The following is a 22,704-nucleotide window of genomic DNA, read 5'->3' on the forward strand; positions in this document are numbered from 1 at the left end:
ATTGTGTTCTTTACCCCTGACCGCCGTGATTGCGCTGATACGTCTCACTGCCCATGGCCTGAATCTGACCTTCGATCAAGGCGTCGAAAGGCTTCAGCAGCGCCTCGAAAGAGCGTGGCGCTTCCAGCGTCTGCAAGGTATGAACGATAGCCTCAAGCGTCGATAAGGCGTCCGGGCCCGGCGCTTTGCGCAAGCGATAACGCGAAACCGGCACAGTGCCTGGTGTGACCCTTGGCAGCTCAGCAAGCAAGGGATTGAGGTGCAGCAGTTTGCGCGCCTTGCGCCAGGTGCCATCCGGCACGACCAGCAGCATGGGCAGCGAATTCTGCGCATAAGGCGTCAGCGTCTGCGCAGCCTCACCCGGAAACAGCAATCGAGGCTGATAGCCGGGCGGATTCAGAATCTCTTGCAGATCGTCGAACACTTCGCCCACCAACAACTGCGCATTGACCAGACCCAGTGCGGCCAGTCGCGCCGTATTCAGCGCGTGGCTGACTTCATCGGGATGCTGCAGGATCAACACTCGCGTGCGACTGTCCAGTTGCGGAATCAGGGCGCACAGACAATGCGTGGCAGGACGCAGACAACGCTCACAACGGGCGCGGGACATGGATCAGTACTCGGTCAATCTCACAAGGTTAAAGGTGCTGCACAGCACAACGAATCAGCGTTGCCACCAACCGCCTGTCGAACAGCCCTGCATTTTAAACAAATCGGCACCATAACGGCGGGGCAATCCACAGCCGCAACGGCGATTTGAGCTAGCCTCATGGGTCTGGGCTGGAGAAATGAAGTACGCCTGTTGTATCTGACAAGATCCACATCAGGGGCTTTCATGAATCGCGAAGAGATCAGGCAAAAGGTATTCAACGCCCTAGGCATCATTCTAGTGGACAAGAGTGCGATTCAGGATGACGCCACGCTCGCCGATCTGGCCCTTGATGACGATGATATCGAGCTGTTTTTCCTCGAACTGAAGGAAGCCCTCGGCTTCACACTCACGGAAACCATCAGGACAGCGGTAATCGCCAGCCCAGGACAGCTTGCGTTGCACAGGATCATAGGACTGATTTTATTGCAGGAGACGGAAAAGGGCTCGATAGAGCCGAAGAACGAGCCCGGGCATCAGCACTAACGCCGGCTCTTGTATCGGGACGCCCTGTGCGCCCCGACGAAATTCAACATGCGCACTACCCTGTGGCCAGGATCAGGCGAGAGGCTTACCGGCGTTGACGGCGACGATCATCGTCGGCACGAACCGGAATGGGTTGCAGTTTTGGGCGTTCTATCAGACCCAGTGCAACGCCTACATCGTGGAGCCATTCTTGCAGTTTGCTATTCATAGAGCCCCCTTGAGGGAAATACCCGGCAGTCAATCCGTACTCATCACTCACTAGAGATCATAGAAGCAAATGAACTGTTAGCCGAGTGCAACGAGAAACAATTTTCCCGATGGAGCCAATGTGACAGTTGTGCAGCATCGCTTCTAGTCTTTGCGACGGACGGCCTGTTACTGAACGTTGCGCCGACCAAGCAAACTGATCATTCAGGCGGACTGATCAGGCCGTCATTGTCAGTCATCGCCCGTTCAAGCAAGTCCGCCGGCAGACTCTTGCTGGCACGCGCGCCCAGCAGTTTGAGTTGCTCGCTGCGGCTGATCAGGTTGCCGCGTCCCTCCGTCAGCTTGTTGCGTGCCGCCGAGTAGGCCTTGTCCAGTTGCTGCAGACGGTTGCCTACCTCATCCAGGTCCTGAATGAACAACACAAACTTGTCGTACAGCCAACCGGCCCGCTCGGCAATCTCCCGCGCATTCTGGCTCTGACGCTCCTGCTTCCACAGGCTGTCGATAACCCGCAAGGTGGCCAGCAGTGTTGTGGGGCTGACAATCACGATATTGCGATCAAAGGCTTCCTGAAACAGATTCGGCTCCGCCTGCAAGGCTGCAGAAAAAGCCGCTTCGATAGGCACGAAGAGCAGAACGAAATCCAGGCTGTGCAGCCCTTCAAGGCGCTTGTAATCCTTGCCCGAGAGACCTTTGACGTGATTGCGCAGCGACAGCACATGCTGCTTGAGCGCAGCTTGACCGATAACGTCGTCATTAGCAGATACGTACTGCTGATACGCCGTCAGGCTGACCTTGGCATCGACCACCACTTGCTTGTCACCAGGCAGCATGATCAGTACATCAGGCTGAAAGCGCTCGCCGTCCGGCCCCTTGAGGCTTATTTGCGTCTGGTATTCACGGCCCTTTTCAAGCCCGGCATGCTCCAGCACCCGCTCAAGAATCAGTTCCCCCCAGTTGCCCTGGGTCTTCTGCCCTTTCAGGGCGCGCGTCAGGTTGGTGGCTTCATCGCTCAAGCGTTGATTCAACTGCTGCAGACGTTCCAGCTCCTTGGCCAACGAAAAGCGTTCACGGGCTTCGTTCTGATAACTTTCCTCGACGCGCTTTTCGAACGACTGGATACGTTCCTTGAGCGGCGTGAGCAATTGCCCCAGTTGCTGCTGGCTGGTTTCGGCAAAACGCTGCTCACGCTCATCGAATATCTTGCCTGCCAACTCGGCGAACTGCGCACGCAGCTCATCCCGGGAACCCTGCAGATCATTCAGGCGCTGCTGATGGCTGTCCTGCTGTTCACGCAGCTCGGCGTTCAATGCTGCGCAGTGCGCATCCAGACGACGCAACTCGGCTTCTCTGCCAGCACGCTCATGATTCCAGGCATGCGCCGTTTCGCGAGCGCTATCACTTTCCTGACGCAGCAACTCGACCTCGCGCCGCAGCGCTGCAAGGTCGGCCTGTTTGGCCGCATTGGCCTGTCCGAGGTCGCTTACCTCGTCGCGGCAGGCATCCAGTTGCGCATTGAGGCCTTCCTGCGCCATCTGCGCCATGCTCAGGCGCTCGTCCAGCAGCGCGCTCTCGGCCTGACGAAGCGCCAGACGACGCTGTAACTGCCAAAGCAATGCCAGCAATGGCACAGCAGCTGCAGCGAGCCCCAGTAACAGGCTGTTCAGGTCCAGTGCCATAAAGACTCCATGCAGGCTGAATCATCGCCAGCGGCAGTGTGGGTAAGCGCGTGATAGTGCAGCAGAAACGTCGTCTTGGGCGAGGCAAGATCAACAGGCGGGGGTTAAATCGGGGGAACGGATTGTACGCGCTTTCTACAACGTGCACAGCCCCCATTTCCGGGACATTTCAGCCGGGACAATCCACAGAAGCTGTGGATAACTCAGTGGACAACCCCCCTTTAACTCTCGCAAACGCAAGCAGGATGCGGCCTGCGCTCAAACTGACGATTTTTTCACCAACTAAAAAAAACGATGTTTTTCATTGACTTAATAATTCACCACCATAAATCAAACCCTTAGCAACGCTTGTGACAGTGATGTGGCAGCTTGTTCAGCTAATGTGCACAACTCCTTGCCGGGGCCCTTTTCAGCCATTTCGGGCATCATATGATTGTTGCTCGATTGCATCTTATTCTCAATGAATACGTGGCTTTCAGCAGTCTTTCAGCCGCTGGAATCGGCCTGCCGCCAACGAAGCCCGCACCTCACCAGACACCTTGAAAACAATGCGGGCGACAAATCGTGCATCTCGCGGTCCAACCACTGCCAAAAAAGACCAAATATCAGCCACCAAGGATTCAGTGAAGGCCCATGAAGGAGATAGTGAAGTTCTTCCTGCTGCTGTTGGCCGTCTGCATCGTCGCCCTCGCGGCCAGTATTGTCCTGCCACCGCCGGACGGCGGCGTCTTCGCCTACAGCGTGCTGTTGTCGGCAATTGCACTGCTGCTGATCATCTGCAGCGACCTGAGCAATGGACGTATCAACAAGGCAGGCGACATCATGCGCGCCATCGAAAGCCGCAAGTCTCTGCGCCTGACCATCGCTGCCTACCTGCTCGGCTGCTCGATGGTCGCGTCCGTGACCGTGCTGATCTACCGCCTGGTCGGGCACTGGTAAAATTTATTCAGCGCCGCTTGCAATGCTTCGACATGACGGGTAGCATAGCCGCCGTTAGTACCAAGCTGAAAATCAATTCCGGTCGACAAGTCCCCCGACAGACACTCCTCCATGCGACGAGAATGTTGGCAACAAGGGATCGACCACCTCGATGGTTTCCAGACATGAACCTTTCGCGCTGATGCACCATTTGGGGTGACAGTGCAGTCATGGCTCTCATGGTCTGCTTCAACCAGCCTGCAATTGATCAGGATCTTCACCCGGAGCGTCGAACCTTTGCTCCTGTTGTGTTGCCTGCCCTCCTAAGTACCTACCGGTCAGCCAGAGCGCCATACGATAAAGCGCGCTTCAACTGCCTGTCTCTATTCCAGTCAGGTTCTCCGCCCAGCCAGGCTTTTGTATCAAATGTCGGCCCGCGTTTACTGGAATCTTTATTTATGCACGGTATTGTTCCGTGTTGTTTCAGGAAACACCTTGAATATGAATACTCAAACCCAACACGCAATTCACACATTGACCAACGCTTTTGCCCCGATGAACTGCCTGATCATGGCCGCTCGCAAAGGCTGCTTCAGTTTCACCATCGTCAACGAACACGGCATCGCCCGTCACAGCGAACGCCTGTACCCCGATCAGTACGCAAGCGCCGAACCGCTGCAAGCCGTGATCGAGCGTACCCGTCAAGCCCTCATCGCCTGACGCAAACGATTCATCGCACGCCAAAAAGCCCCGCCCTGCAAAGCGGGGCTTTTTTATGCCCGCTATTTATTGACGATATTGACCAGTGTGCGGCACTGGAACTTTGTCTAAATTGCAACTCCTACAGCATTATCAAGATTGTCCTACAAGAATAGCTCTAAATCGGGCTCCTCAGCCTATAGCGCGCCATCGAAAATGTTGGTAATTTTCGACCGGTGAACAACAAGGAGTTCTAATAATGAAAATAATGACAAAAGCACTGAACCGGACAACACTTGGACTCGCCCTGGGTCTGGCTTCTTCTCAACTGCTTGCAGCCGGTTTTGCCCTCAATGAACAAAGCATCAGCGGCATGGGCACAGGCTTTGCAGGTCGCTCCTCGTCAGCCGATGATGCAAGCACCGTATTCGGCAACCCTGCCGGTATGTCCCGAATCAAACGCGAACAAATCAGCGTCGGCGCCGCAGCCGTGATCGCCAAGACCGACATCGACAACGGTCGCGGCACATTCGGCGGCAGCAACGACGGTGACATGGTTCCGGTGGTCGGCGTGCCAATGGGCTATTACGTCAAACCTATCGATGATCACTGGGCATTTGGTCTGGGCGTGTACGTACCGTTCGGCCTGGTCACTGATTACGAAAAAGGCTTCGCCGGCCGCTACTGGGGCGACAAGAGTCACGTGCAGGTCGTGACCTTCCAGCCAACTGTCAGCTATGCATTCAATGACAAGGTTTCCATCGGTTTCGGCCCGACGATCAACCGCATCGACGGTGAACTGACCTCGGCAACATTGAACGGCCGAAGCCCAGGCACTAACGACGGCAAGGTAAAGATCGAAGGCGATGACACCGCAATCGGCTTCAATGCCGGCATTTTGGTGCAGGCTACCGACACCACTCGCCTGGGCCTGACATACCACTCCAAGGTCGATTACAAGCTCAAGGGCAAAACCAAGATCGAAGGCTCAGGTTTCGGCGGATTTTCCGGTCAGAAGTACGATGCTTCGCTGGACATCTCCACGCCTGAGTCGGTGGACTTCTCCATCACCCAGCAACTCGACGAAAACTGGACTGTTTACGCAGGCAGTACCTGGACTCGCTGGAGCCGTCTGCAAGACATCACCGTCAACAACGATGGCGTCCCTGCCCTGCTGGGCGGTTCTGCCGGCCCGATCGGCACCATCACCGAAGAACAGAATTGGCACGACACCTGGGCACACGCCATCGGTGCTTCGTACAAGGTCAACAAAGAGTGGACACTGCGCACCGGTTTCTCCGTTGATCAGTCGCCGACCAACAACGTCAACCGCTCCCCACGCATCCCGACTGGCGATCGCAAGATCATCAGCTTCGGTGCAGGCTGGAGCCCGACCGACGACCTGACCATCGACGTGGCGTACTCGTACCTGCGTGAAGACGAAACCAAGATCCGCGACTCCAGCGCGACCAAAGGTTCGTACAGCGCCGACTACCGCAACACCGCTCACGGCCTGGGCACTTCGGTTACCTATCGCTTCTGATAGCAACTGCCAGGCTGAAAAAAGCCCGCAACCAGTAATGGTTGCGGGCTTTTTGATGCTCCGCCTCACTGACTGACTATCGTGCCGACGCTCCGCGTCGGCATGCATTTCTGGACGCTCTGCGTCCTCTCTGTGGCGCTCCGCGTCACACAAGGCTTGCAATGTCAGGCAGATTCAGACAAGACTCAAGCCCTCCCCTAAGGCTTCGACGCAATCGCCTTTTCAATGGCTGCGATCAGCTCAGGATCATCCGGCTTGGTCATGCTGGAGAAGTTGGCAATGACCTTACCCTGGCGATCAACCACGTACTTGTAGAAGTTCCAGCGCGGCGCACTGCTCTGTTCGGCCAGCACCTTGAACAAATGGGTCGCATCATCGCCGCGTACGGCCTGCGGTTCGGTCATGGTGAAAGTCACGCCGTAATTGACGTAGCAGACCTTGGCGGTCTCCTCACCATCCTTGGCTTCCTGTTTGAAGTCATTGGACGGCACGCCCAACACCTCAAGCCCCTGCCCCTTGTAGCGCTGACTCAGCTCTTCAAGCCCTTTGAACTGCGGGGCAAAGCCACAGAAACTGGCGGTGTTGACCACCACCAGCGGCTTGCCGGCAAAGCGTTTGCACAGGTCGATGTTTTCCTTGGCGCGCAGCTTGGGCAACTCGCCCTGCAGCAGCGGCGGACAGTCGGCAGCCATTGCAGCGCCACTCATGGCCAGCAGCAGAAGAGGAATCGAAACAAAGCGAATGTTCATCATGGCGGCCCTGGATAGTGTTGTCGTTTGTCGACACGCTACCCCATGCCAGGCTGTCTGCCTAGCAAGCGCCCATTCCCAGTTGCAACGCGGCCAACCCGACGTGCTGCCAGGCCCACCAGATCAGCCCCAACACCACCGCGCCTGCCAGCAACGCCGCCAGCACAGGCCAGCGACGGCTCATGCCAGACTGCCCTGCGCCTGCAACCTGGCCACAGGGCGCTCACGCACCGGCCAGTTCAACGCGGCGGCCAGCAGACTCAGCAGTATCGAAACTTGCCAGACGAGGTCGTAGTTACCGGTGCGGTCATACACCAGCCCGCCCAGCCAGCCGCCGAGGAATGCGCCTAACTGGTGAAACAGGAAGACGATACCGCCCAGCATCGACAGGTTGCGCACACCAAACAGTGTCGCAACCGTGCCGTTGGTCAGCGGCACGGTGGACAGCCACAGCAGGCCCATTGCTACGCCGAACAGATAGGCAGTGGTCTGGCTCAACGGGACCCACAGAAACAACACGATCACCACCGCGCGCAACAGATAAAGCGCGGTCAACAATCGAGGTTTGGACATGCGCCCGCCCAGCCAGCCAGCGGTGTAGGTGCCGAAGATATTGAACAACCCGATCAAGGCCAGCACCGTTGTACCGACCTTGGCAGGCAAGTGTTGATCCACCAGATAGGCTGGCAGGTGCACCCCGATGAACACCACTTGAAAGCCACAGACGAAGAAACCCAGTGCCAGCAGCCAGAACCCCGAATGCGAGCAGGCTTCACGCAGCGCCTCGCCCAGCGTCAGCTCGATACCGGTAGACACGCTCGGCGTATCCTTGAGCATGCCCACCAAGGGCAGGATCAACGCCACCATCACGCCCAGCACCAGCAACGCACCGGACCAGCCCAACCAGCTGATCAAGCCCAATGTGCCGGGCAACATGGCGAACTGGCCGAATGAACCCGCCGCGCTGGCGATACCCATGCCCATGCTGCGTTTTTCCGCAGGCAGCGCACGCCCGACGACACCCAGAATGACCGAAAAAGACGTGCCGGACAGACCAATACCGATCAGCAAACCAGCACTCAGGGAAAGGCTGAGAGACGAGTCAGCCATACTCATGCACATTAGCCCTACGGCATACAGCACACCGCCGACGAAGACGACCTTGGCCGCGCCAAATCGATCTGCCAGCGCCCCGGCAAACGGCTGCGCCAGGCCCCACATCAGGTTTTGCAAGGCGATGGCAAAGGCAAACACCTCACGCCCCCAGCCAAAATCCGCGCTCATGGGCGCCAGAAACAGGCCGAAACCGTGCCGCGTGCCCAGCGAAAGCGCAAGGATCAACGCACTGCCCAGCAGAACCCAGCCGCTGGTACGCCAGATCGATGTCATGGTTAAGCTCCCTGCACTTTGTTACATGGTTTTACCTGCGAATCGCGAAACTACGCGCTGCCGGTAAAAGCTGTCAACAAAGCATTGGCAAGGCTGTTATAGCAGCGCCAGCGTCAGCAGAACTGCCAGCTCCAACAGTTCGAGCAGCGCCCCGGCGGTGTCGCCCGTGCTACCGCCCAGACGGCGCATCATTATGTGCCGCAACCACAAGAAACACGCGGCACAGGCCAGCAGCGCCGCGACGCCTGACCAACCGGCCAGCAGCACACACGCTAGCGCACTGGCCAACAACACCTTACGCGCCGGACCATGCGGCAGATGATCTGCAAGAGCCTGACCCAGTCCGCCAGAACGCACGTAAGGTGTGCCCAGAAAAAGCCCAAGCATGGCCGCGCGTCCGATCAGCGGTGCCAACAGCAGCCCGATACTACTGTGACTTTCGATCAGCGCCAGAATCGCTGCAAATTTGAGCAGCAGCACCAGCACCAGCGTGACCACGGCAATCGGCCCGCTACGCGGGTCCTTCATGATCTGCAAGGTACGTTCGCGATCACCAAAACCGCCCAGCCAGGCGTCGGCACTGTCGGCCAGACCGTCCAGATGCAGCCCGCCGCTGAGCAGCACCCAGGCACTGAGCACCAGCGCGGCATGCAGCATGAGCGGCGTACCATTGAGTAGCGCACTGAAACCCAGCAGCAGCGTGCCGAATACCACCCCTACCAGTGGGTAGAACAATAACGAACGCCCAAGCTCTTCCGGGCGCGGCATGCCGGGCAGACGAATCGGCAGGCTGCCGAGAAATTGCAGGGCGATCCAGAACGGCAGCATCTCAGACCTCCGTGAGTACGCCATCAGCGGCGACCTGAATCGACAGCAGTGCGCCATGGCCGACCACTACCTGCAACAGCTGCTCGCGCGGCAGACCACGCGCCTGCGCCAGCAGCAGGCGCATTACACCGCCGTGACTGACCAGCAACACGCGTTCACCGGCATACGCCTGATGCAGACGCTCTACAGCATTCAGCACCCGTGTCGAAAAATCGATCACAGGCTCGCCATTGGGCGGCGTGAAGGCGTAGGGATCAGCCCAGAACAGGCCAAGGCCTTCGGCATCGGTCTCCATAAGCTGCGCAGGGCTGTGGCCTTCCCAGTCGCCGAAATGCAGCTCCTGCAAACCCGGCTCCAGGTGTATAGGCAGCGACAGGCGCTGCGCCAGCTCTTCGGAAAAACGTGCACAGCGCTGCAAAGGCGAGCTGACAATTCGTTCCCAGGGACCGCCATCAACCACCGCCGCACGCATCTGCTGCCAGCCGAGTTCAGTCAGAGCGTCGTTGAGGCTGCCGCGCAGACCACCGCCCAGCTCTGTTTCGCCATGACGCAGCAAGTCCAGACGCAAGGTCATGCGGGGCGATCCGCCACTGCCGCTTCGGCAAACGTTGCCATGCCGTTGTGCAGCTCGCAGGCCAGACGCACCAGCGGCACCGCCAGCGCTGCGCCACTGCCCTCGCCCAGACGCAAGCCGAGGTCGAGCAATGGTTCGGCCTGTAGCGTTTCCAGCAAGTGCCGGTGGCCCGGTTCGGCGCCACGGTGGCCGAACAACAGCCAGTTGCGGCAAGAAGGATTCAGGCGCACCGCCACCAACGCGGCCACGCTGCAAATGAAACCGTCGACCAGCGCCACGATGCCTTCCTGCGCACAGGCCAGATAAGCGCCGGTCAGCGCGGCAATCTCGAAACCACCCAGGCAGAACAGGCTATGCAGCGGGTCGCCCGCCTGCTCGGCATGCAGCGCCAGTGCGCGTTCGATGACACGGGTCTTGTGCTCGATACCTTCGGCGTTCAGCCCGGTACCGGGACCAACCAGCAACGGCGCAGCACATTCCAGTACCGAGCAGGCAACGGCGCTGGCCGCCGTGGTATTGCCAATGCCCATCTCGCCACCGATGAACAGCTCGGTGCCGACCGCCTTGGCGCGCAATACACTGTCGCGCCCGGCCTGCAGAGCAGCAAGCCCCTGTTCGGCGCTCATGGCTGGCCCGTGGGCGAAATTGGCGGTGCCCGCGCCGATGCGCAAATGACGCACGCCCGGCAAATCCAGAGGCGACACGGTACCCAGATCCACCACGTCCAGCTGCGCCGAGAGCTGGCGCGCCAGCACGCTGATCGCTGCGCCGCCGTTGACGAAGTTATGCAGCATCTGGCCGGTGACTTCCTGTGGATAGGCCGATACACCTTCGGCCACCACACCATGATCGCCGGCAAAGATCGCGATCCACAGCTTGTCGGCAGACGGACGCTCGCGCCCTTGCAGGCCGGCGAGCTGCACCGCCAGCCGCTCCAGTTGCGCCAGCGAACCCGCAGGCTTGGTCAACTGTTGCTGACGGGCCAGTGCCGCCTCGCGCATTGGTAAATCGATAGCCTGTGCGGGCTTGAGCCACCAGGAATTACTCATAGCGCGGTTCCTTTCAACGTCAGGGGCAAGCCGGCAACGGTCAACACGACACGCTGGCAACGCTCGGCCAGCGCCTGATGCAACAGGCCGGCTTCATCGACATAGCGACGGGTCAGTTCGCCGAGCGGCACGACGCCAAGCCCGGTTTCGTTGCTGACAAAAATGATTTCACCCGGCAGCCCGGCAAGGCTGTCGAGCAGGGATTCACGTTCTTGAAGCAGGCGCTCGGGGTTGTCGAGCATCAGCAGATTGGTCAGCCAGAGGGTCAGGCAATCGACCAGCAAGCAGCGGTCTGGCGCAGCGTTTTCGTGCAGCACCCGCGCCAGCTCGATCGGTTCTTCGACCAGCCCCCAGTGTTCGGGGCGACGGGCGCGATGGCTGGCCACGCGCTGATTCATTTCGCCGTCCAGAGGCTGACTGGTGGCGATGTAGGTCACCTTCAGCGTGCTGTCGGCGGCCAGTTTTTCCGCCAGGCGACTCTTGCCGGAACGCGCGCCGCCGAGGATCAATTGCAGCATTCAGTTCGCCTCCAGGCCACACAGTTCGCGAAGCAATGGGCCGTCCAGGTGTTTTTCCACCAGGTCCGCCAGACGTTCGATGTCGCGCTCGCGCAGGGCGTGATAGTCGACGGACTGCACGTTCGCCAACCCCGCCCAGCGCAGTAACGCGCTACAGGCCGCAGGTGATTCGAACAGGCCGTGCAGGTAAGTCCCGAGCACCTGCCCGTCGACACTCTGCGCGCCATCGCAACGCCCGTCGTCCAGTTGCACGGCAGCCTGCTCCAGCGCCGGCCCTGTCGTTACCCCGGCATGAATTTCGTAGCCGCTGACCTCGGCGTCTTCCAGGGTCAGACGACCGCGCACATTGCGCAGTTGCTTTTCCGCTTCCAGCACCGTGCTCATTGCCAGTAGGCCAAACCCGGCGCTGGACCCGGCTGCGCCTTCCAGCCCGAGAGGATCGTGCACCTGCTCACCGAGCATTTGCAGGCCGCCGCAGATCCCCAGCAGCTTGCCGCCGTAGCGCAAATGCCGCTCGATGGCGGTGTCCCAGCCATGGCTGCGCAGGTACTTCAGGTCGCTGCGCACGCTTTTCGAGCCGGGCAGAATGATCAGGTCCGCAGGAGGAATCGCCTGGCCGGGACCGATGAACTGCAGATTGACCTGAGGGTGCAGGCGCAGCGGGTCGAAATCAGTGTGATTACTGATGCGAGGCAGCACCGGGACCACCACGTTCAGCACATGCTCGACCTTGTCGGTCTGGCGCTGATCGAGACCGTCTTCGGCCTCCAGGTGAAGGTCCATCACGTAAGGCAACACGCCAACCACCGGCTTGCCAGTGCGCGCCTCCAGCCAGTCCAGGCCTGGCTGCAGCAAGGCGATGTCGCCGCGAAAACGATTGATGATGAACCCCTTGACCCGCGCCTGTTCGCTGGGCGACAGCAACTCTAGCGTGCCGACCAGATGGGCAAAGACTCCGCCGCGATTGATGTCGGCAATCAATAGCACCGGGCAGTCGACCGCCTCGGCAAAGCCCATGTTGGCGATATCGTTGGCGCGCAGGTTGATCTCGGCCGGAGAGCCCGCGCCTTCTACCATGATCACCGGGTAGCTTTCCCCCAGCCGCCGATGCGACTCCAGCACCGCCTGCATGGCGATCTCTTTATAGCCGTGATACGCCACCGCGTTCATGGTGGTGACCGCACGGCCGTGAATGATCACCTGCGCACCGGTATCACTGTTGGGCTTGAGCAGCACCGGGTTCATGTCGGTGTGCGGCTGCAGAAAGCATGCCTGCGCCTGCACCGCCTGGGCGCGGCCGATCTCGCCGCCGTCTGCAGTCACCGCGCTGTTGAGCGCCATGTTCTGCGGCTTGAACGGCACGACCTTGACGCCCTGACGAGTCAGCCAGCGGCACAGGGCCGTCACCAGAGTGCTTTTGCCGGCGTCGGAGGTGGTGCCTTGTACCATCAGCGTGGTCATGGGTATTCCTTGCGGTATTCAAGCAGAACAGTGTGCAAACGCAGCCAGTCGGCCTCGTCGCGGGGCAGACCGAAACGCAGACTGGACGACTCGGAGGTGTCACCCTTGAACAGACGCAGCAGCACGCCGCGCCGCGCACAAAACTCATAGAGCGTCTGCGCCTCAGGGGTCACCAGCCATTGGAACAGCGCACAGCCGCCTTGCGGGGTCAGGGCGTAGCGGTCGAGCAACGCCACCAGCCGGTCGCGGGCCTGGTCACAGCGCTCACGTTGACGCGTCTGCCCTTCCTGATCATTGAGGCACACCTGACCGATGATTCGTGTTGGCCCGCTGACCGACCATGGGCCGATTTCCTGCGCCAGCATCCTCAGCAATACCGGCTCGGCCATGACAAAACCGAGCCTGACACCGGCCAGGCCAAAAAACTTGCCGAACGAGCGCAGCACAATCAGCCCGGTGCGCCACGTTTCGGCAGCCAGGCTCAGGCCCGGCGTGTTATCCACAAACGCTTCATCGACGACCAGCCAGCCACCGCGCTCGGCCAGTCGTGCATGCCATTCCAGCAGGCGCTCGGCGCTCAGGTGCAGGCCGGTCGGATTGTTCGGATTGACCACCACCAGCACATCAAGGGAGTCGAGAAAGTATTCGACCTCCTGCTCGCCTACCTCGCGGACCACGAAGCCGTTCTTGCGCCATGCATGTGCATGCTCGGCGTAGCAGGGCGACAGCACGCCAACCCGACCTCCGCTGCGTACCCGCGGTAACGCTTGAATCGCGGCCTGCGAGCCGGACACCGGCAATAAGCGAGGTACGCCGTAATAGCAGCAGGCCGCTGCTTCCAGGCCATCGTCGGTCTCGGGCAAACGCGCCCATGCACGCGTCGGAATCTCCGGGATGGGCCACGACCAGGGTGCAATGCCCGTGGACAGGTCCAGCCAGTCAGCCAGTTCGATACCGTAATGCTGCGCTGCGGCGCGCAACCGACCGCCGTGCTCAAGCATAGAATTCAGCTACCACGCATATGACCAGCAACCACAACCAGACGCCGCGCTGCACCAGTTGCCAGCCGCGATCGATCGAGTCCGCGTCGGCAGGCGCACCCTCACCCAGTTGCGGGCGCTGATGCAACTCACCGTGATAGATCGCCGCGCCACCCAGTTCGACACCCAGCGCGCCTGCGCCAGCGGCCATCACCGGACCGGCATTCGGACTGTCCCAGGTCGGGGCCTGCGTACGCCAGCAGCGCAGCGCCAGCCGGGTCTTGCCCAGCAAGGCGTAAGTCAATGCCACAAGGCGTGCAGGAAGGTAGTTGAGCACATCGTCGATCCTTGCCGCAGCCCAGCCGAAACGCTCGAAGCGCTCGTTGCGGTAGCCCCACATGGCGTCCAGCGTGTTGCTCAGCCGGTACAGCACCACGCCGGGCGCACCGGCCACGACAAACCAGAACAGCGCGGCGAACACCGCATCACTGCCGTTCTCCAGCACTGACTCGGTCGCCGCGCGAGCCACTTCGGTGGCATCCAGTTCGCTGGTCTGGCGACTGACCAGATAACCGACCCGCTGGCGTGCCTCGACCAGATCGTCACTGCGCAGCGCTTGCGCCACCGGCTGAACATGCTCGCCCAGGCTGCGCATGCCCAGCGCGCAATACAGCGCCAGAACCTCGACCAGCCAGCCAATACCGGGCAACCAGCTCAGTAGCGTGGCCAGCAGCGTCAACGGCACTACGGTGATGACCCAAGCGGTAACGCCATGACTGCGCCAGCCACGGCCACCGCTGTTGAAACGCTGCTCGACCCGGCTGGCGAAGTTGCCGAACGCCACCAGCGGATGCCATCGTTTTGGCTCACCGAGCAGCGCGTCCAGCGCGACCCCGGCGACGCTCAACAGCGCCACACTCATTGACTCACTCCCCATTGATTCTCATACAGCAACTCATGCAGCGGACGCGCCTGCGCCCAACCTTCCATGACCAGCATGGGCGCAGGATAAAATTCCTTGACCGGCCCCAGGCAGATGATCGCCAGCGGCTTGGCCCCTTCGGGCATGCCCAGCAGTTCGGCCAGCGCCTCCGGGTCGAACAGCGACACCCAGCCCATGCCCAGACCTTCTGCACGCGATGCCAGCCACAGGTTCTGGATCGCGCAGGACAACGAGGCCATATCCATTTCCGGCAAGGTACGGCGGCCGAAAATGTGCTGTTCACGGCCTTCCATCAGTGCGGCGACCAGCACCTCGGCGCAGTCGTTGATGCCTTCGACCTTGAGCTTCATGAACTCGTCGGTGCGCTCACCCAACGCCTGGGCAGTGCGGATACGCTCTTCTTCTACCTGCGCCTGCATTTTTCCGCGCAACGCCGGATCGCTGATGCGAATGAAGCGCCACGGCTGCATCAGCCCGACACTGGGTGCCTGGTGTGCGGCTTCCAGCAAGCGCGCCAGCAACTCGGGCGCCACCGTGCCGCCGACGAAGTGGCGCATGTCGCGACGCTCGGCGATGGCCCGGTACACCGCAGCCCGCTCTTCAGGGCTGAACGCTTGTTCGGTCATGGTTTGAACAGCGCCGCAATCGCCTGAGGGCAGGAAGGGAAATAGAAATGCACGTAGGACGCGGTCAGACGACCCAGGCGATAGACTGCCTCTGCGCCACGCCCGCCGTTGGGGCTGACGCCACGGGCAATCGGCTGCAACTCGGTGCTGGTCAGCGAATGGTGGTACGTGTGGCCGTGCAGCGTGCCCTCGGGCAATTCAACCGCTTGCAAGGCCAGCGCCGCCAGACGCTTCTGCATGACCGCCTCACCGGACAGCAAGCCGACCAGTTCGGCGCGCACACCCTCCACATCGGTCAGCGCTTCGAGTAAATAAAGCATGCCGCCGCACTCGGCCAGAATCGGCTTGCCAGCAATATGGTGCGCCCTGATCGACGCCTGCATCGTCAGGTTTTCCGCCAGCGCAACGTGATGCAGCTCCGGATAGCCACCCGGCAGGTACAGGCTGTCGGCGTCGGGAAGCTCGCGGTCATGAATCGGCGAAAAGAAACTCAGCTCTGCGCCCATGTTTCGCAGCAGTTCCAGGCTTGCGCCGTACAGAAAGGCAAAGGCCTCGTCGCGGGCAATGGCGATGCGCACACCGCGGAGCAACGGCTCGACCTGAACCGGGTCAGGCGCGGTGAAGGTTACGGCTGGCGGCAAGGCCACTTCGCAGGTGCTGGCCAGCGCGGCGGCAGCCATGTCCAGCCGCACGTCCAGATCGTTGAGCTCACTGGCCTGGACCAGCCCCAGATGGCGGCTGGGCAATTCGAAACCGACGTCCCGGGACAGTGCGCCATACCAGCGCAGGCCTTCGGTCAGGCTGTTCTCCAGCAACTGTGCGTGGCGTACCGTGCCAACCCGATTGGCCAGCACGCCGGCAAACGGCAGATCCGGCTGATAACGCGCCAGCCCGAGCGCCAGCGCGCCAAACGTCTGCGCCATCGCCGTGCCGTCGATCACCCCCAACACCGGTACGCCAAAGTGACGGGCCAGGTCGGCGCTGGACGGTGTACCGTCGAACAGCCCCATGACCCCTTCGATCAGGATCAGGTCTGCCTCATCTGCGGCTTCCCACAACAGGCGACGGCTTTCGTCGGCACCGACCATCCACATGTCCAGCTGGTAGACCGGTGCGCCGCTGGCCCGCTCGAGAATCATCGGGTCGAGAAAATCCGGCCCGCACTTGAACACCCGAACCTTGCGGCCCTGATTGCGGTGCAAACGTGCCAGTGCCGCGGTGACGGTGGTCTTGCCTTGCCCGGAGGCAGGCGCGGCGATCAAAACCGCCGGGCAATCGCGCGGAGCTCTCATTGCAGTGCGCTCAATGATGAAGGGTTCAAAGCTCGATACCTTTCTGCGCGCGAATACCGGCCTGGAACGCGTGCTTGACCACGCCGATTTCGGAAACCGTATCAGCCAGGTCGATCAATTCGGGTTTGGCACCGCGGCCGGTCACCAGCACATGCTGCATCGGCGGGCGGGCCTGCAGATCACTCAGCACCTGTTCAAGGTCAAGGTAGCCATGCTTGAGGGCAATGTTCAGTTCGTCGAGCACCACCAGACCAATGGCCGGATCGCGAAGCATTTCCCGAGACACGGCCCAGGCGGCTTCGGCGGCGGCGATGTCACGCTGGCGATCCTGAGTTTCCCAGGTGAAGCCCTCGCCCATCACGTGATAGCGCACCTGCTCGGGGAAACGGCGGAAAAACATTTCTTCGCCAGTGCTGTTGCGGCCCTTGATGAACTGCACCACGCCGCACTGCATGTCGTGGCCCATGGCCCTGGCAAGCATGCCGAATGCCGAGCTGCTCTTGCCTTTGCCGTTGCCGGTCAAGACCAGCAGCAGGCCGCACTCGTTGGGTGAGCTGGCAATGCGCTCGTCCATCACGGCTTTCTTGCGCAGCATGCGCGCCAGATGGCGTTCGTCGCGTTCGGGGGATTCGTTCATCCGGGTTCTCCGCTCGTGGCAGTCGACAACAGACGGAAGGACAGCACTGGACAGCACGGCAACGCCCTGCACAGAGCATCACCCTCCGTGATGCCATTGAGTGGTTCAGGCCGGTCTCCGGGCTCATGAGCGGGTTACCCCGGCTGCGCGCCTTCCCATGTCGAAACACAGTGGCGTCAGGCACAGCCTTGACTCATTTACCGTTGCGGGGGCAGCGCCGGGATCGGATCGATTGATCCACACCGGCTTCCCTGTTTCACCCTGCCAATCAAGGATTGCAGAGCACCTGAAACAAACCGCGAAGGGTAGAGGGTTGGGCTGGGAGCGTCAATCGACACCGACGCTGTGAAACGTGATTGAACCCAGACGGTTCGCAGTGCCTCTATCAATTATCGGACCACGCCCTTGTTTATGGAGATTCACCATGTTCAGACTAAGACCCCACTACGCAGTGTTGCTTCTGGTTGCCGGTGGCCTTGCTGCCTGCGGCGAGTCTTCGACCCTGCAAGTCTCGGATGGAACAGGCCCCTCGCCCAAACTGCCGGAGCCCAACAAGACGCTGATCCCGACCGTCAACATCGCCCCCGCCGTAGGTTGGGAAAAAGGCGCAAAACCGGTCGCCGCGCCGGGCACACAGGTGGCAGCGTTCGCCGAAAACCTGGACCACCCGCGCTGGCTGTATGTATTGCCCAATGGCGACGTGCTGGTGGCGGAAACCAATTCGCCGGCCAAACCGGATGATTCCAAGGGTATTCGTGGCTGGGTAATGGAAAAAGTCATGGGCCGCGCCGGTGCGGGCGTGCCAAGCGCCAACCGCATTACTCTGCTGCGCGACGTGGACAAGGACGGCGTCGCGGAGACCCGCACCGTGTTCCTGCAAAACCTCAATTCGCCGTTTGGCATGACCCTGGTGGGCAACAAGCTGTATGTCGCCGACACCGACCGCCTGATCAGCTTCCCGTATGAAGCGGGTCAGACCTCGATCAGCGCGCAGCCGACCAAAGTGGTCGACCTGCCGGGCGGCACGCTCAACCATCACTGGACCAAAAACGTCATCGCCAGCAAGGATGGCAGCAAGCTGTACGTCACAGTGGGCTCCAACAGCAACGTGGCCGAGAACGGCATGGACAAGGAAGAAGGTCGTGCAGCCATCTGGGAAGTGGACGCTGCCACCGGCAACCACCGCATTTTCGCCTCTGGCCTGCGCAACCCCAACGGCATGGACTGGGAGCCCAAAACCGGCAAGCTGTGGACGGCGGTCAACGAGCGTGACGAAATCGGCAGCGACCTGGTGCCTGACTACGTCACCTCGGTGCAGGATGGCGCTTTCTACGGCTGGCCCTACAGCTACTACGGCCAGCATGTCGACGAGCGCGTCAAACCGCAGAACCCGGCACTGGTCGCCAAGGCCATCGCACCGGATTACGCAGTCGGCCCGCACACGGCCTCGTTAGGGTTGGTATTCGCCGATGGCAAGACGCTGGCGGCGCCGTTCAACGAAGGCCTGTTCATCGGCCAGCACGGCTCATGGAACCGCAAACCGCACAGCGGCTATAAAGTCGTGTTCGTGCCTTTCAGCGGCGGCAAGCCCAACGGCGCTCCGGTCGATGTGCTGACCGGTTTCCTCAACAAAGACGAAAAAGCCATGGGCCGCCCGGTTGGCGTGGTCAATGATCAACGCGGCGGCTTGCTGGTGGCAGATGATGTCGGCAACAAGATCTGGCGCGTGACCTCGGCCAAGGCAGCTCAATAACGCCGAGCGCAGAGGTTTGACGCGGATCGTCGGACGTTAGTTGAGTTATCGTTCCGCACGCTCCAGCGTGGTAATGCAGTTCTCGACGCTCCGCGTCGCAAGAGGACGCGGAGCGTCCGGAACGGCATGTCGACGCAGAGCGCCGTACGGTAGTTGAGATTATCGTTCCCTACGCTCCAGCGTGGGAATGCAGTTCTCGACGCTCCGCGTCGCAAGAGGACGCAGAGCGTCCGGAACGGCATGCGACGCGGAGCGTCGCACGATAGTTGCGATGATCGTTCCGCACGTCCGGATCGATATGTCGACGCAGAGCGCCGTACGGCAGTTGAGATTATCGTTCCCTACGCTCCAGCGTGGGAATGCAGGTCTCGACGCTCTGCGTCGCAAGAGGACGCAGAGCGTCCGGAACGGCATGCGACGCAGAGCGTCGCACGATAGTTGCGATGATCGTTCCGCACGCTTGGAAAGGCATGTCGACGCAGAGCGCCGTACGGTAGTCGAGTTATCGTTCCGCACGCTCCAGCGTGGAAATGCAGTTCTCGACGCTCTGCGTCGCAAGAGGACGCGGAGCGTCCGGAACGGCATGCGACGCGGAGCGTCGCACGATAGTTGCGATGATCGTTCCGCACGTCCGGATCGATATGTCGACGCAGAGCGCCGTACGGCAGTTGAGATTATCGTTCCCTACGCTCCAGCGTGGGAATGCAGGTCTCGACGCTCTGCGTCGCAAGAGGACGCAGAGCGTCCGGAAAGGCATGCGACGCGGAGCGTCGCACGATAAGTTCTGGTCAGACCGCGAGCAGGCGAAGCGCTATGGCCGAATCTGCGCCAGATTTGCTGGTTGAATGACGCGCTTGGCGTTGAGGTAGGCTTTTTGCCAGTAAGGCTTGTCGAGGCTGTCGAGCTTGACCGTGCCGCCGCTGGCCGGGGCATGCACGAAGCGGCCTTCGCCGACGTAGATGCCCGCGTGGGACACCTGCGAGCCGCCCGAGGTGGCGAAGAACACCAGATCCCCTGACTGCAATTGCTCGCGACGGATATTCGGCACGCCCATCACGATCATCTCGCGCGTGGAACGTGGCAGGGAAATGCCCGCTGCATCGCGATAGACATAACCTATAAGACCGCTGCAATCAAAACCGGAGTCAGGCGTGTTGCCGCCCCAGCGATAAGGCGTGCCAACCAGCCCCAACGCACGAAACAGCACGTCTTCGGCAGCAGGAGAAAGAATCTGAGGGGGAGCAGTGACCACCGGACGCTGAACGATCCGGGGTGCTTTGGGCGGTGGCGGCGCGCTGGCGCAAGCACCCAGCAACGCAGCAACAGAGATGACTATCAGGCGCAACGCAATCGACATAACCACAACAACCTATCCGGATGCGGCTTACGCTGCCGAGAAGCTCAAAAACGCAGAAAGACCCGAAGGTCTTGTTCTGCGCGTTCTATTTATTTACGCCGCTTTGGCGCGGTCTTGACTGTAGTCGAAGTCATCGCTGTTGTCTGCGCGGCATCAGGCGTCGACTTTACCGCGACCGTACCTGGCGCCATTGCCAGAGGCCGCTTGGCCTCGATAAACGTCTTGCTCCAGTAGGCGTCATCGAGGCTGTCGATGCGTACACCGCCACTGCGACGGCTGCTGGAGTGAATGAACTGCTGATTACCGGCGTAGATCGCTGCATGGCTTACGCGACCACGGCCACGGGTACTGAAGAACAGTACATCACCAGGCTGAAGGTTTTTGCGCGATACCAGCGGTGCGTCAACGTTGATCATTTCACGCGTGGAGCGCGGCAGGCTCATGCCAGCCTCTTCGCGAAACAGATAACCAATGAAGCCGCTGCAATCGAAACCCGATGAAGTCGACGTGCCGCCGAACTTGTAACGCGTGCCGATCAGGGATTTGCCACGTTCCAGGATGCTGTCGGCCAGAACCGGCAGCTGGTAGGACTTGTTGTCGGCGAAGTGAGCGAGTTCGTCTTCGGTGGCAATCTCGTCCTGCAAGGCTGCGGCGTCGGCGCGACGGGCTGCGGACTGAGCGTTTGCTGCGTTCTGATAACGCGCAACGGGCTGAGCCTGTTCTTGCTGTGCGACCGGCATATTGGCCGAGCAACCGAAGAGGAATGTAACGAGTGCGAGAGGCACGAGGGGTGCGAAGCGAACAACCTGCATGGGCACAACCGTGGCTGACTAGTTAAGATGGCGAGACTATGCCTTTTATGAAGGTGATTTGCAAATTCAATCGAACTAGATGTGACTTATGAGTTCCGCCATGACATGTGCTGCGCGGCACTGCAAAAAGACGTCCATCTGCGCGCTGTGATCGGTCGGCTGCGGATTGATTTCCGCCGTAAAACCCCCGGAAACTCTGGTGCGAATGACCGGTTCATGAATGTAGGGGAAGCTTGCCGTGGTACCGATACTCAGGACTGCGTCATAGCCTTTAGCCAGTTGCTCATACAGTGTTTCCAGTGCTCTTTCAGGGAGCATTTCCTGAAAAAGAACGACGGGCGGTCGCATAACGCCACTACATGCCGGGCATAAAGGGGGCAAAGGACGCTGCAAGTGCTCACTCAATTGCGGATCTTCAGCACCACAGGATTGGCAAAACAGTGGCGAGAGTTGCCCGTGAATTTCGATCAGGCGCTCCGGCGGGCTGCCGGCGGCGCGATGATAGCCGTCGACGTTCTGGGTCAGCACCCAGCACTCGGGCTTGATGCGCTGCAACTGGGCGATGGCGTAATGCGCGATATTCGGCTCGCCACCCAGACACGCCCTGCCCAGCTCGGCGATGTATTTCCAGCACAGCTCGGGGTCACGGCGCAGCATGGGCCCGGACAGGGCCATTTCTATAGGCAGGCCGTCGTCGGTCTTGCCGTTGTAGAGCCCGCCGACGCCGCGATAGGTCGGCAAGCCCGAATCAGCCGACAGGCCTGCCCCGGTGATCACCAGAATCCGTTGTGCATGGCGCAAGGCTGCCGCCGTTTGCATCAACAGCGCCTGATCTACCACCCCAGCGTCTCTTTAAGGAAGGGAATGGTAAGCTTGCGCTTTTCCTGGAGTGACGCCTGATCAAGGCGCTCAAGCAATTCGAACAGCGCGCTCATGCTGCGCGTACCACGCGTCAGAATGAAATGACCTACCTCATCGGTCAGGTGCAGGCCGCGGCGTGATGCACGCAGTTGCAGCGCACGCAGCTTGTCTTCGTCGGACAGCCCGCGCATCTGGAATACCAGGGCCATGGTCAGACGGGATTTCAGATCGGGGAGTTTGACTGGCAGTTCGCGGGGCGATTTGGACGCTGCAATGAGCAGACGACGCCCGCTGTCACGCAAACGGTTGAACAGGTGAAACAGGGCTTCTTCCCACTCCGGCTTGCCGACAATGGCTTGCAGGTCATCCAGACATACCAGTTCGTACTGTTCAAGATGGTCGAACAGCTCGATACCTTCATCGATGACTTCGGCAAGCGGCAGATACACCGCAGGTTCGCCCAGTTGCTCGAAACGCAGGCACGCAGCCTGAAGCAGGTGCGTGCGCCCTACTCCATCCTTGCCCCATAGATAGATGAGGCTTTCCGTCCAGCCAGCGTCGGCTTCGCACAGCCGCTCGACATAGCCGAGTGCAGCGGCATTGGCGCCTGGATAGTAATTGACGAAAGTGGCGTCATCACGCAGACGCACACTCAGGGGCAGCTGAATCGGTTTCATGCTGACTAACGGCTCAT

At 60.5% G+C, this 22,704-nt stretch carries 25 protein-coding genes and 1 riboswitch; of the genes, 5 read left to right on the plus strand and 20 right to left on the minus strand.

Annotation, left to right across the window (positions count from 1 at the left end):
• Positions 1-10: 10 nt before the first annotated feature.
• Positions 11-610, minus strand: coding sequence for a tRNA-uridine aminocarboxypropyltransferase (locus RYC17_RS14770; RefSeq protein WP_058408404.1), 600 nt, complete (start codon positions 608-610; stop codon positions 11-13).
• Between the two features lie 225 nt (positions 611-835).
• On the opposite strand from RYC17_RS14770, the gene RYC17_RS14775 reads away from it, so the two are divergent.
• Positions 836-1,135: a hypothetical protein gene (locus RYC17_RS14775; RefSeq protein WP_057403442.1), complete on the plus strand. Its 300-nt coding sequence runs from the start codon at positions 836-838 to the stop codon at positions 1,133-1,135.
• Positions 1,136-1,220: 85 nt separating this feature from the next.
• Here RYC17_RS14775 and RYC17_RS14780 read toward each other — a convergent pair whose 3' ends face one another.
• Together RYC17_RS14780 and rmuC are read right to left on the minus strand one after the other, a co-directional pair.
• A complete protein-coding gene (locus RYC17_RS14780; protein WP_003418154.1) occupies positions 1,221-1,343 on the minus strand; it encodes a PA1414 family protein in 123 nt (40 codons plus the stop codon).
• A 199-nt stretch (positions 1,344-1,542) separates the two neighbouring features.
• Positions 1,543-2,907, minus strand: a complete 1,365-nt coding sequence (gene rmuC, locus RYC17_RS14785; RefSeq protein ID WP_316903652.1) for a DNA recombination protein RmuC — start codon at positions 2,905-2,907, stop codon at positions 1,543-1,545.
• A gap of 747 nt (positions 2,908-3,654) precedes the next feature.
• On the opposite strand from rmuC, the gene RYC17_RS14790 reads away from it, so the two are divergent.
• The 3 genes from RYC17_RS14790 to RYC17_RS14800 all read left to right on the plus strand — a co-directional run bounded on the left by RYC17_RS14790 (position 3,655) and on the right by RYC17_RS14800 (position 6,181).
• Positions 3,655-3,960, plus strand: coding sequence for a hypothetical protein (locus RYC17_RS14790; RefSeq protein ID WP_058401259.1), 306 nt, complete (start codon positions 3,655-3,657; stop codon positions 3,958-3,960).
• 480 nt (positions 3,961-4,440) lie between these two features.
• Entirely contained in the window at positions 4,441-4,659 is a 219-nt protein-coding gene (locus RYC17_RS14795; RefSeq protein ID WP_002554588.1) for a hypothetical protein, read from the plus strand.
• A gap of 238 nt (positions 4,660-4,897) precedes the next feature.
• Complete coding sequence (locus RYC17_RS14800; protein ID WP_080394843.1) at positions 4,898-6,181, plus strand: OmpP1/FadL family transporter; 1,284 nt, start codon at positions 4,898-4,900, stop codon at positions 6,179-6,181.
• Between the two features lie 197 nt (positions 6,182-6,378).
• Here RYC17_RS14800 and RYC17_RS14805 read toward each other — a convergent pair whose 3' ends face one another.
• The 13 genes from RYC17_RS14805 to cobO all read right to left on the minus strand — a co-directional run bounded on the left by RYC17_RS14805 (position 6,379) and on the right by cobO (position 17,227).
• Positions 6,379-6,930 (minus strand): glutathione peroxidase, encoded by a 552-nt coding sequence (locus tag RYC17_RS14805; protein ID WP_002554590.1) that lies wholly within the window; start codon positions 6,928-6,930, stop codon positions 6,379-6,381.
• Between the two features lie 61 nt (positions 6,931-6,991).
• Positions 6,992-7,114: a hypothetical protein gene (locus tag RYC17_RS14810; RefSeq protein WP_316903597.1), complete on the minus strand. Its 123-nt coding sequence runs from the start codon at positions 7,112-7,114 to the stop codon at positions 6,992-6,994.
• Positions 7,111-8,319 (minus strand): MFS transporter, encoded by a 1,209-nt coding sequence (locus RYC17_RS14815; protein ID WP_057403447.1) that lies wholly within the window; start codon positions 8,317-8,319, stop codon positions 7,111-7,113. The genes RYC17_RS14810 and RYC17_RS14815 overlap by 4 nt, the downstream gene beginning before the upstream one ends.
• A gap of 96 nt (positions 8,320-8,415) precedes the next feature.
• Positions 8,416-9,147: an adenosylcobinamide-GDP ribazoletransferase gene (locus tag RYC17_RS14820; protein WP_122258046.1), complete on the minus strand. Its 732-nt coding sequence runs from the start codon at positions 9,145-9,147 to the stop codon at positions 8,416-8,418.
• Position 9,148: 1 nt separating this feature from the next.
• A complete protein-coding gene (gene cobC, locus RYC17_RS14825; RefSeq protein WP_316903600.1) occupies positions 9,149-9,721 on the minus strand; it encodes an alpha-ribazole phosphatase family protein in 573 nt (190 codons plus the stop codon).
• Positions 9,718-10,770: a nicotinate-nucleotide--dimethylbenzimidazole phosphoribosyltransferase gene (gene cobT, locus RYC17_RS14830; RefSeq protein ID WP_316903602.1), complete on the minus strand. Its 1,053-nt coding sequence runs from the start codon at positions 10,768-10,770 to the stop codon at positions 9,718-9,720. The genes cobC and cobT overlap by 4 nt, the downstream gene beginning before the upstream one ends.
• On the minus strand, positions 10,767-11,288 hold the full coding sequence (cobU, locus tag RYC17_RS14835) for a bifunctional adenosylcobinamide kinase/adenosylcobinamide-phosphate guanylyltransferase (protein WP_057405670.1): 522 nt from the start codon (positions 11,286-11,288) through the stop codon (positions 10,767-10,769). Before cobU ends, cobT begins: the two co-directional genes overlap by 4 nt.
• Positions 11,289-12,749, minus strand: coding sequence for a cobyric acid synthase (locus tag RYC17_RS14840; RefSeq protein ID WP_316903604.1), 1,461 nt, complete (start codon positions 12,747-12,749; stop codon positions 11,289-11,291).
• Positions 12,746-13,750, minus strand: a complete 1,005-nt coding sequence (gene cobD / locus RYC17_RS14845; protein ID WP_316903605.1) for a threonine-phosphate decarboxylase CobD — start codon at positions 13,748-13,750, stop codon at positions 12,746-12,748. Before cobD ends, RYC17_RS14840 begins: the two co-directional genes overlap by 4 nt.
• Positions 13,743-14,651, minus strand: a complete 909-nt coding sequence (gene cbiB / locus RYC17_RS14850) for an adenosylcobinamide-phosphate synthase CbiB (protein ID WP_316903607.1) — start codon at positions 14,649-14,651, stop codon at positions 13,743-13,745. The genes cobD and cbiB overlap by 8 nt, the downstream gene beginning before the upstream one ends.
• Positions 14,648-15,298, minus strand: a complete 651-nt coding sequence (bluB, locus tag RYC17_RS14855) for a 5,6-dimethylbenzimidazole synthase (RefSeq protein WP_316903610.1) — start codon at positions 15,296-15,298, stop codon at positions 14,648-14,650. The genes cbiB and bluB overlap by 4 nt, the downstream gene beginning before the upstream one ends.
• A complete protein-coding gene (locus RYC17_RS14860) occupies positions 15,295-16,590 on the minus strand; it encodes a cobyrinate a,c-diamide synthase (RefSeq protein WP_316903611.1) in 1,296 nt (431 codons plus the stop codon). Before RYC17_RS14860 ends, bluB begins: the two co-directional genes overlap by 4 nt.
• Positions 16,591-16,615: 25 nt before the next feature.
• On the minus strand, positions 16,616-17,227 hold the full coding sequence (gene cobO, locus RYC17_RS14865) for a cob(I)yrinic acid a,c-diamide adenosyltransferase (protein ID WP_010433526.1): 612 nt from the start codon (positions 17,225-17,227) through the stop codon (positions 16,616-16,618).
• 90 nt (positions 17,228-17,317) lie between these two features.
• Positions 17,318-17,532, minus strand: a riboswitch (cobalamin riboswitch).
• Positions 17,533-17,651: 119 nt separating this feature from the next.
• Here cobO and RYC17_RS14870 point away from each other — a divergent pair.
• A complete protein-coding gene (locus tag RYC17_RS14870) occupies positions 17,652-18,980 on the plus strand; it encodes a PQQ-dependent sugar dehydrogenase (protein WP_005782621.1) in 1,329 nt (442 codons plus the stop codon).
• Positions 18,981-19,791: 811 nt separating this feature from the next.
• Here RYC17_RS14870 and RYC17_RS14875 read toward each other — a convergent pair.
• From RYC17_RS14875 to hda, 4 genes are all read right to left on the minus strand, one after another.
• Positions 19,792-20,337, minus strand: coding sequence for a C40 family peptidase (locus tag RYC17_RS14875; protein WP_058400189.1), 546 nt, complete (start codon positions 20,335-20,337; stop codon positions 19,792-19,794).
• An 89-nt stretch (positions 20,338-20,426) separates the two neighbouring features.
• A complete protein-coding gene (locus tag RYC17_RS14880) occupies positions 20,427-21,149 on the minus strand; it encodes a C40 family peptidase (protein WP_058400188.1) in 723 nt (240 codons plus the stop codon).
• Positions 21,150-21,224: 75 nt separating this feature from the next.
• Entirely contained in the window at positions 21,225-21,989 is a 765-nt protein-coding gene (locus tag RYC17_RS14885; protein ID WP_058400187.1) for an NAD-dependent deacylase, read from the minus strand.
• On the minus strand, positions 21,983-22,687 hold the full coding sequence (gene hda, locus RYC17_RS14890; protein WP_002554607.1) for a DnaA regulatory inactivator Hda: 705 nt from the start codon (positions 22,685-22,687) through the stop codon (positions 21,983-21,985). The genes RYC17_RS14885 and hda overlap by 7 nt, the downstream gene beginning before the upstream one ends.
• Positions 22,688-22,704: the final 17 nt, after the last annotated feature.

This window comes from Pseudomonas syringae group sp. J248-6 (genome assembly GCF_032586995.1).
GTDB lineage: Bacteria > Pseudomonadota > Gammaproteobacteria > Pseudomonadales > Pseudomonadaceae > Aquipseudomonas > Aquipseudomonas amygdali.

Coding starts and splice junctions, on each gene's coding strand:
- RYC17_RS14840 (WP_316903604.1), bottom strand. CDS start 12,749: ATGACCACGCTGATGGTACAAGGCACCACCTCCGACGCCGGCAAAAGC.
- RYC17_RS14795 (WP_002554588.1), top strand. CDS start 4,441: ATGAATACTCAAACCCAACACGCAATTCACACATTGACCAACGCTTTT.
- RYC17_RS14790 (WP_058401259.1), top strand. CDS start 3,655: ATGAAGGAGATAGTGAAGTTCTTCCTGCTGCTGTTGGCCGTCTGCATC.
- RYC17_RS14875 (WP_058400189.1), bottom strand. CDS start 20,337: ATGTCGATTGCGTTGCGCCTGATAGTCATCTCTGTTGCTGCGTTGCTG.
- RYC17_RS14770 (WP_058408404.1), bottom strand. CDS start 610: ATGTCCCGCGCCCGTTGTGAGCGTTGTCTGCGTCCTGCCACGCATTGT.
- cobO (WP_010433526.1), bottom strand. CDS start 17,227: ATGAACGAATCCCCCGAACGCGACGAACGCCATCTGGCGCGCATGCTG.
- RYC17_RS14775 (WP_057403442.1), top strand. CDS start 836: ATGAATCGCGAAGAGATCAGGCAAAAGGTATTCAACGCCCTAGGCATC.
- RYC17_RS14820 (WP_122258046.1), bottom strand. CDS start 9,147: ATGCTGCCGTTCTGGATCGCCCTGCAATTTCTCGGCAGCCTGCCGATT.
- cobD (WP_316903605.1), bottom strand. CDS start 13,750: ATGCTTGAGCACGGCGGTCGGTTGCGCGCCGCAGCGCAGCATTACGGT.
- RYC17_RS14815 (WP_057403447.1), bottom strand. CDS start 8,319: ATGACATCGATCTGGCGTACCAGCGGCTGGGTTCTGCTGGGCAGTGCG.
- RYC17_RS14805 (WP_002554590.1), bottom strand. CDS start 6,930: ATGAACATTCGCTTTGTTTCGATTCCTCTTCTGCTGCTGGCCATGAGT.
- cobU (WP_057405670.1), bottom strand. CDS start 11,288: ATGCTGCAATTGATCCTCGGCGGCGCGCGTTCCGGCAAGAGTCGCCTG.
- RYC17_RS14800 (WP_080394843.1), top strand. CDS start 4,898: ATGAAAATAATGACAAAAGCACTGAACCGGACAACACTTGGACTCGCC.
- RYC17_RS14810 (WP_316903597.1), bottom strand. CDS start 7,114: ATGAGCCGTCGCTGGCCTGTGCTGGCGGCGTTGCTGGCAGGCGCGGTG.
- RYC17_RS14870 (WP_005782621.1), top strand. CDS start 17,652: ATGTTCAGACTAAGACCCCACTACGCAGTGTTGCTTCTGGTTGCCGGT.
- RYC17_RS14880 (WP_058400188.1), bottom strand. CDS start 21,149: ATGCAGGTTGTTCGCTTCGCACCCCTCGTGCCTCTCGCACTCGTTACA.
- hda (WP_002554607.1), bottom strand. CDS start 22,687: ATGAAACCGATTCAGCTGCCCCTGAGTGTGCGTCTGCGTGATGACGCC.
- cbiB (WP_316903607.1), bottom strand. CDS start 14,651: ATGAGTGTGGCGCTGTTGAGCGTCGCCGGGGTCGCGCTGGACGCGCTG.
- bluB (WP_316903610.1), bottom strand. CDS start 15,298: ATGACCGAACAAGCGTTCAGCCCTGAAGAGCGGGCTGCGGTGTACCGG.
- cobC (WP_316903600.1), bottom strand. CDS start 9,721: ATGACCTTGCGTCTGGACTTGCTGCGTCATGGCGAAACAGAGCTGGGC.
- RYC17_RS14860 (WP_316903611.1), bottom strand. CDS start 16,590: ATGAGAGCTCCGCGCGATTGCCCGGCGGTTTTGATCGCCGCGCCTGCC.
- cobT (WP_316903602.1), bottom strand. CDS start 10,770: ATGAGTAATTCCTGGTGGCTCAAGCCCGCACAGGCTATCGATTTACCA.
- RYC17_RS14780 (WP_003418154.1), bottom strand. CDS start 1,343: ATGAATAGCAAACTGCAAGAATGGCTCCACGATGTAGGCGTTGCACTG.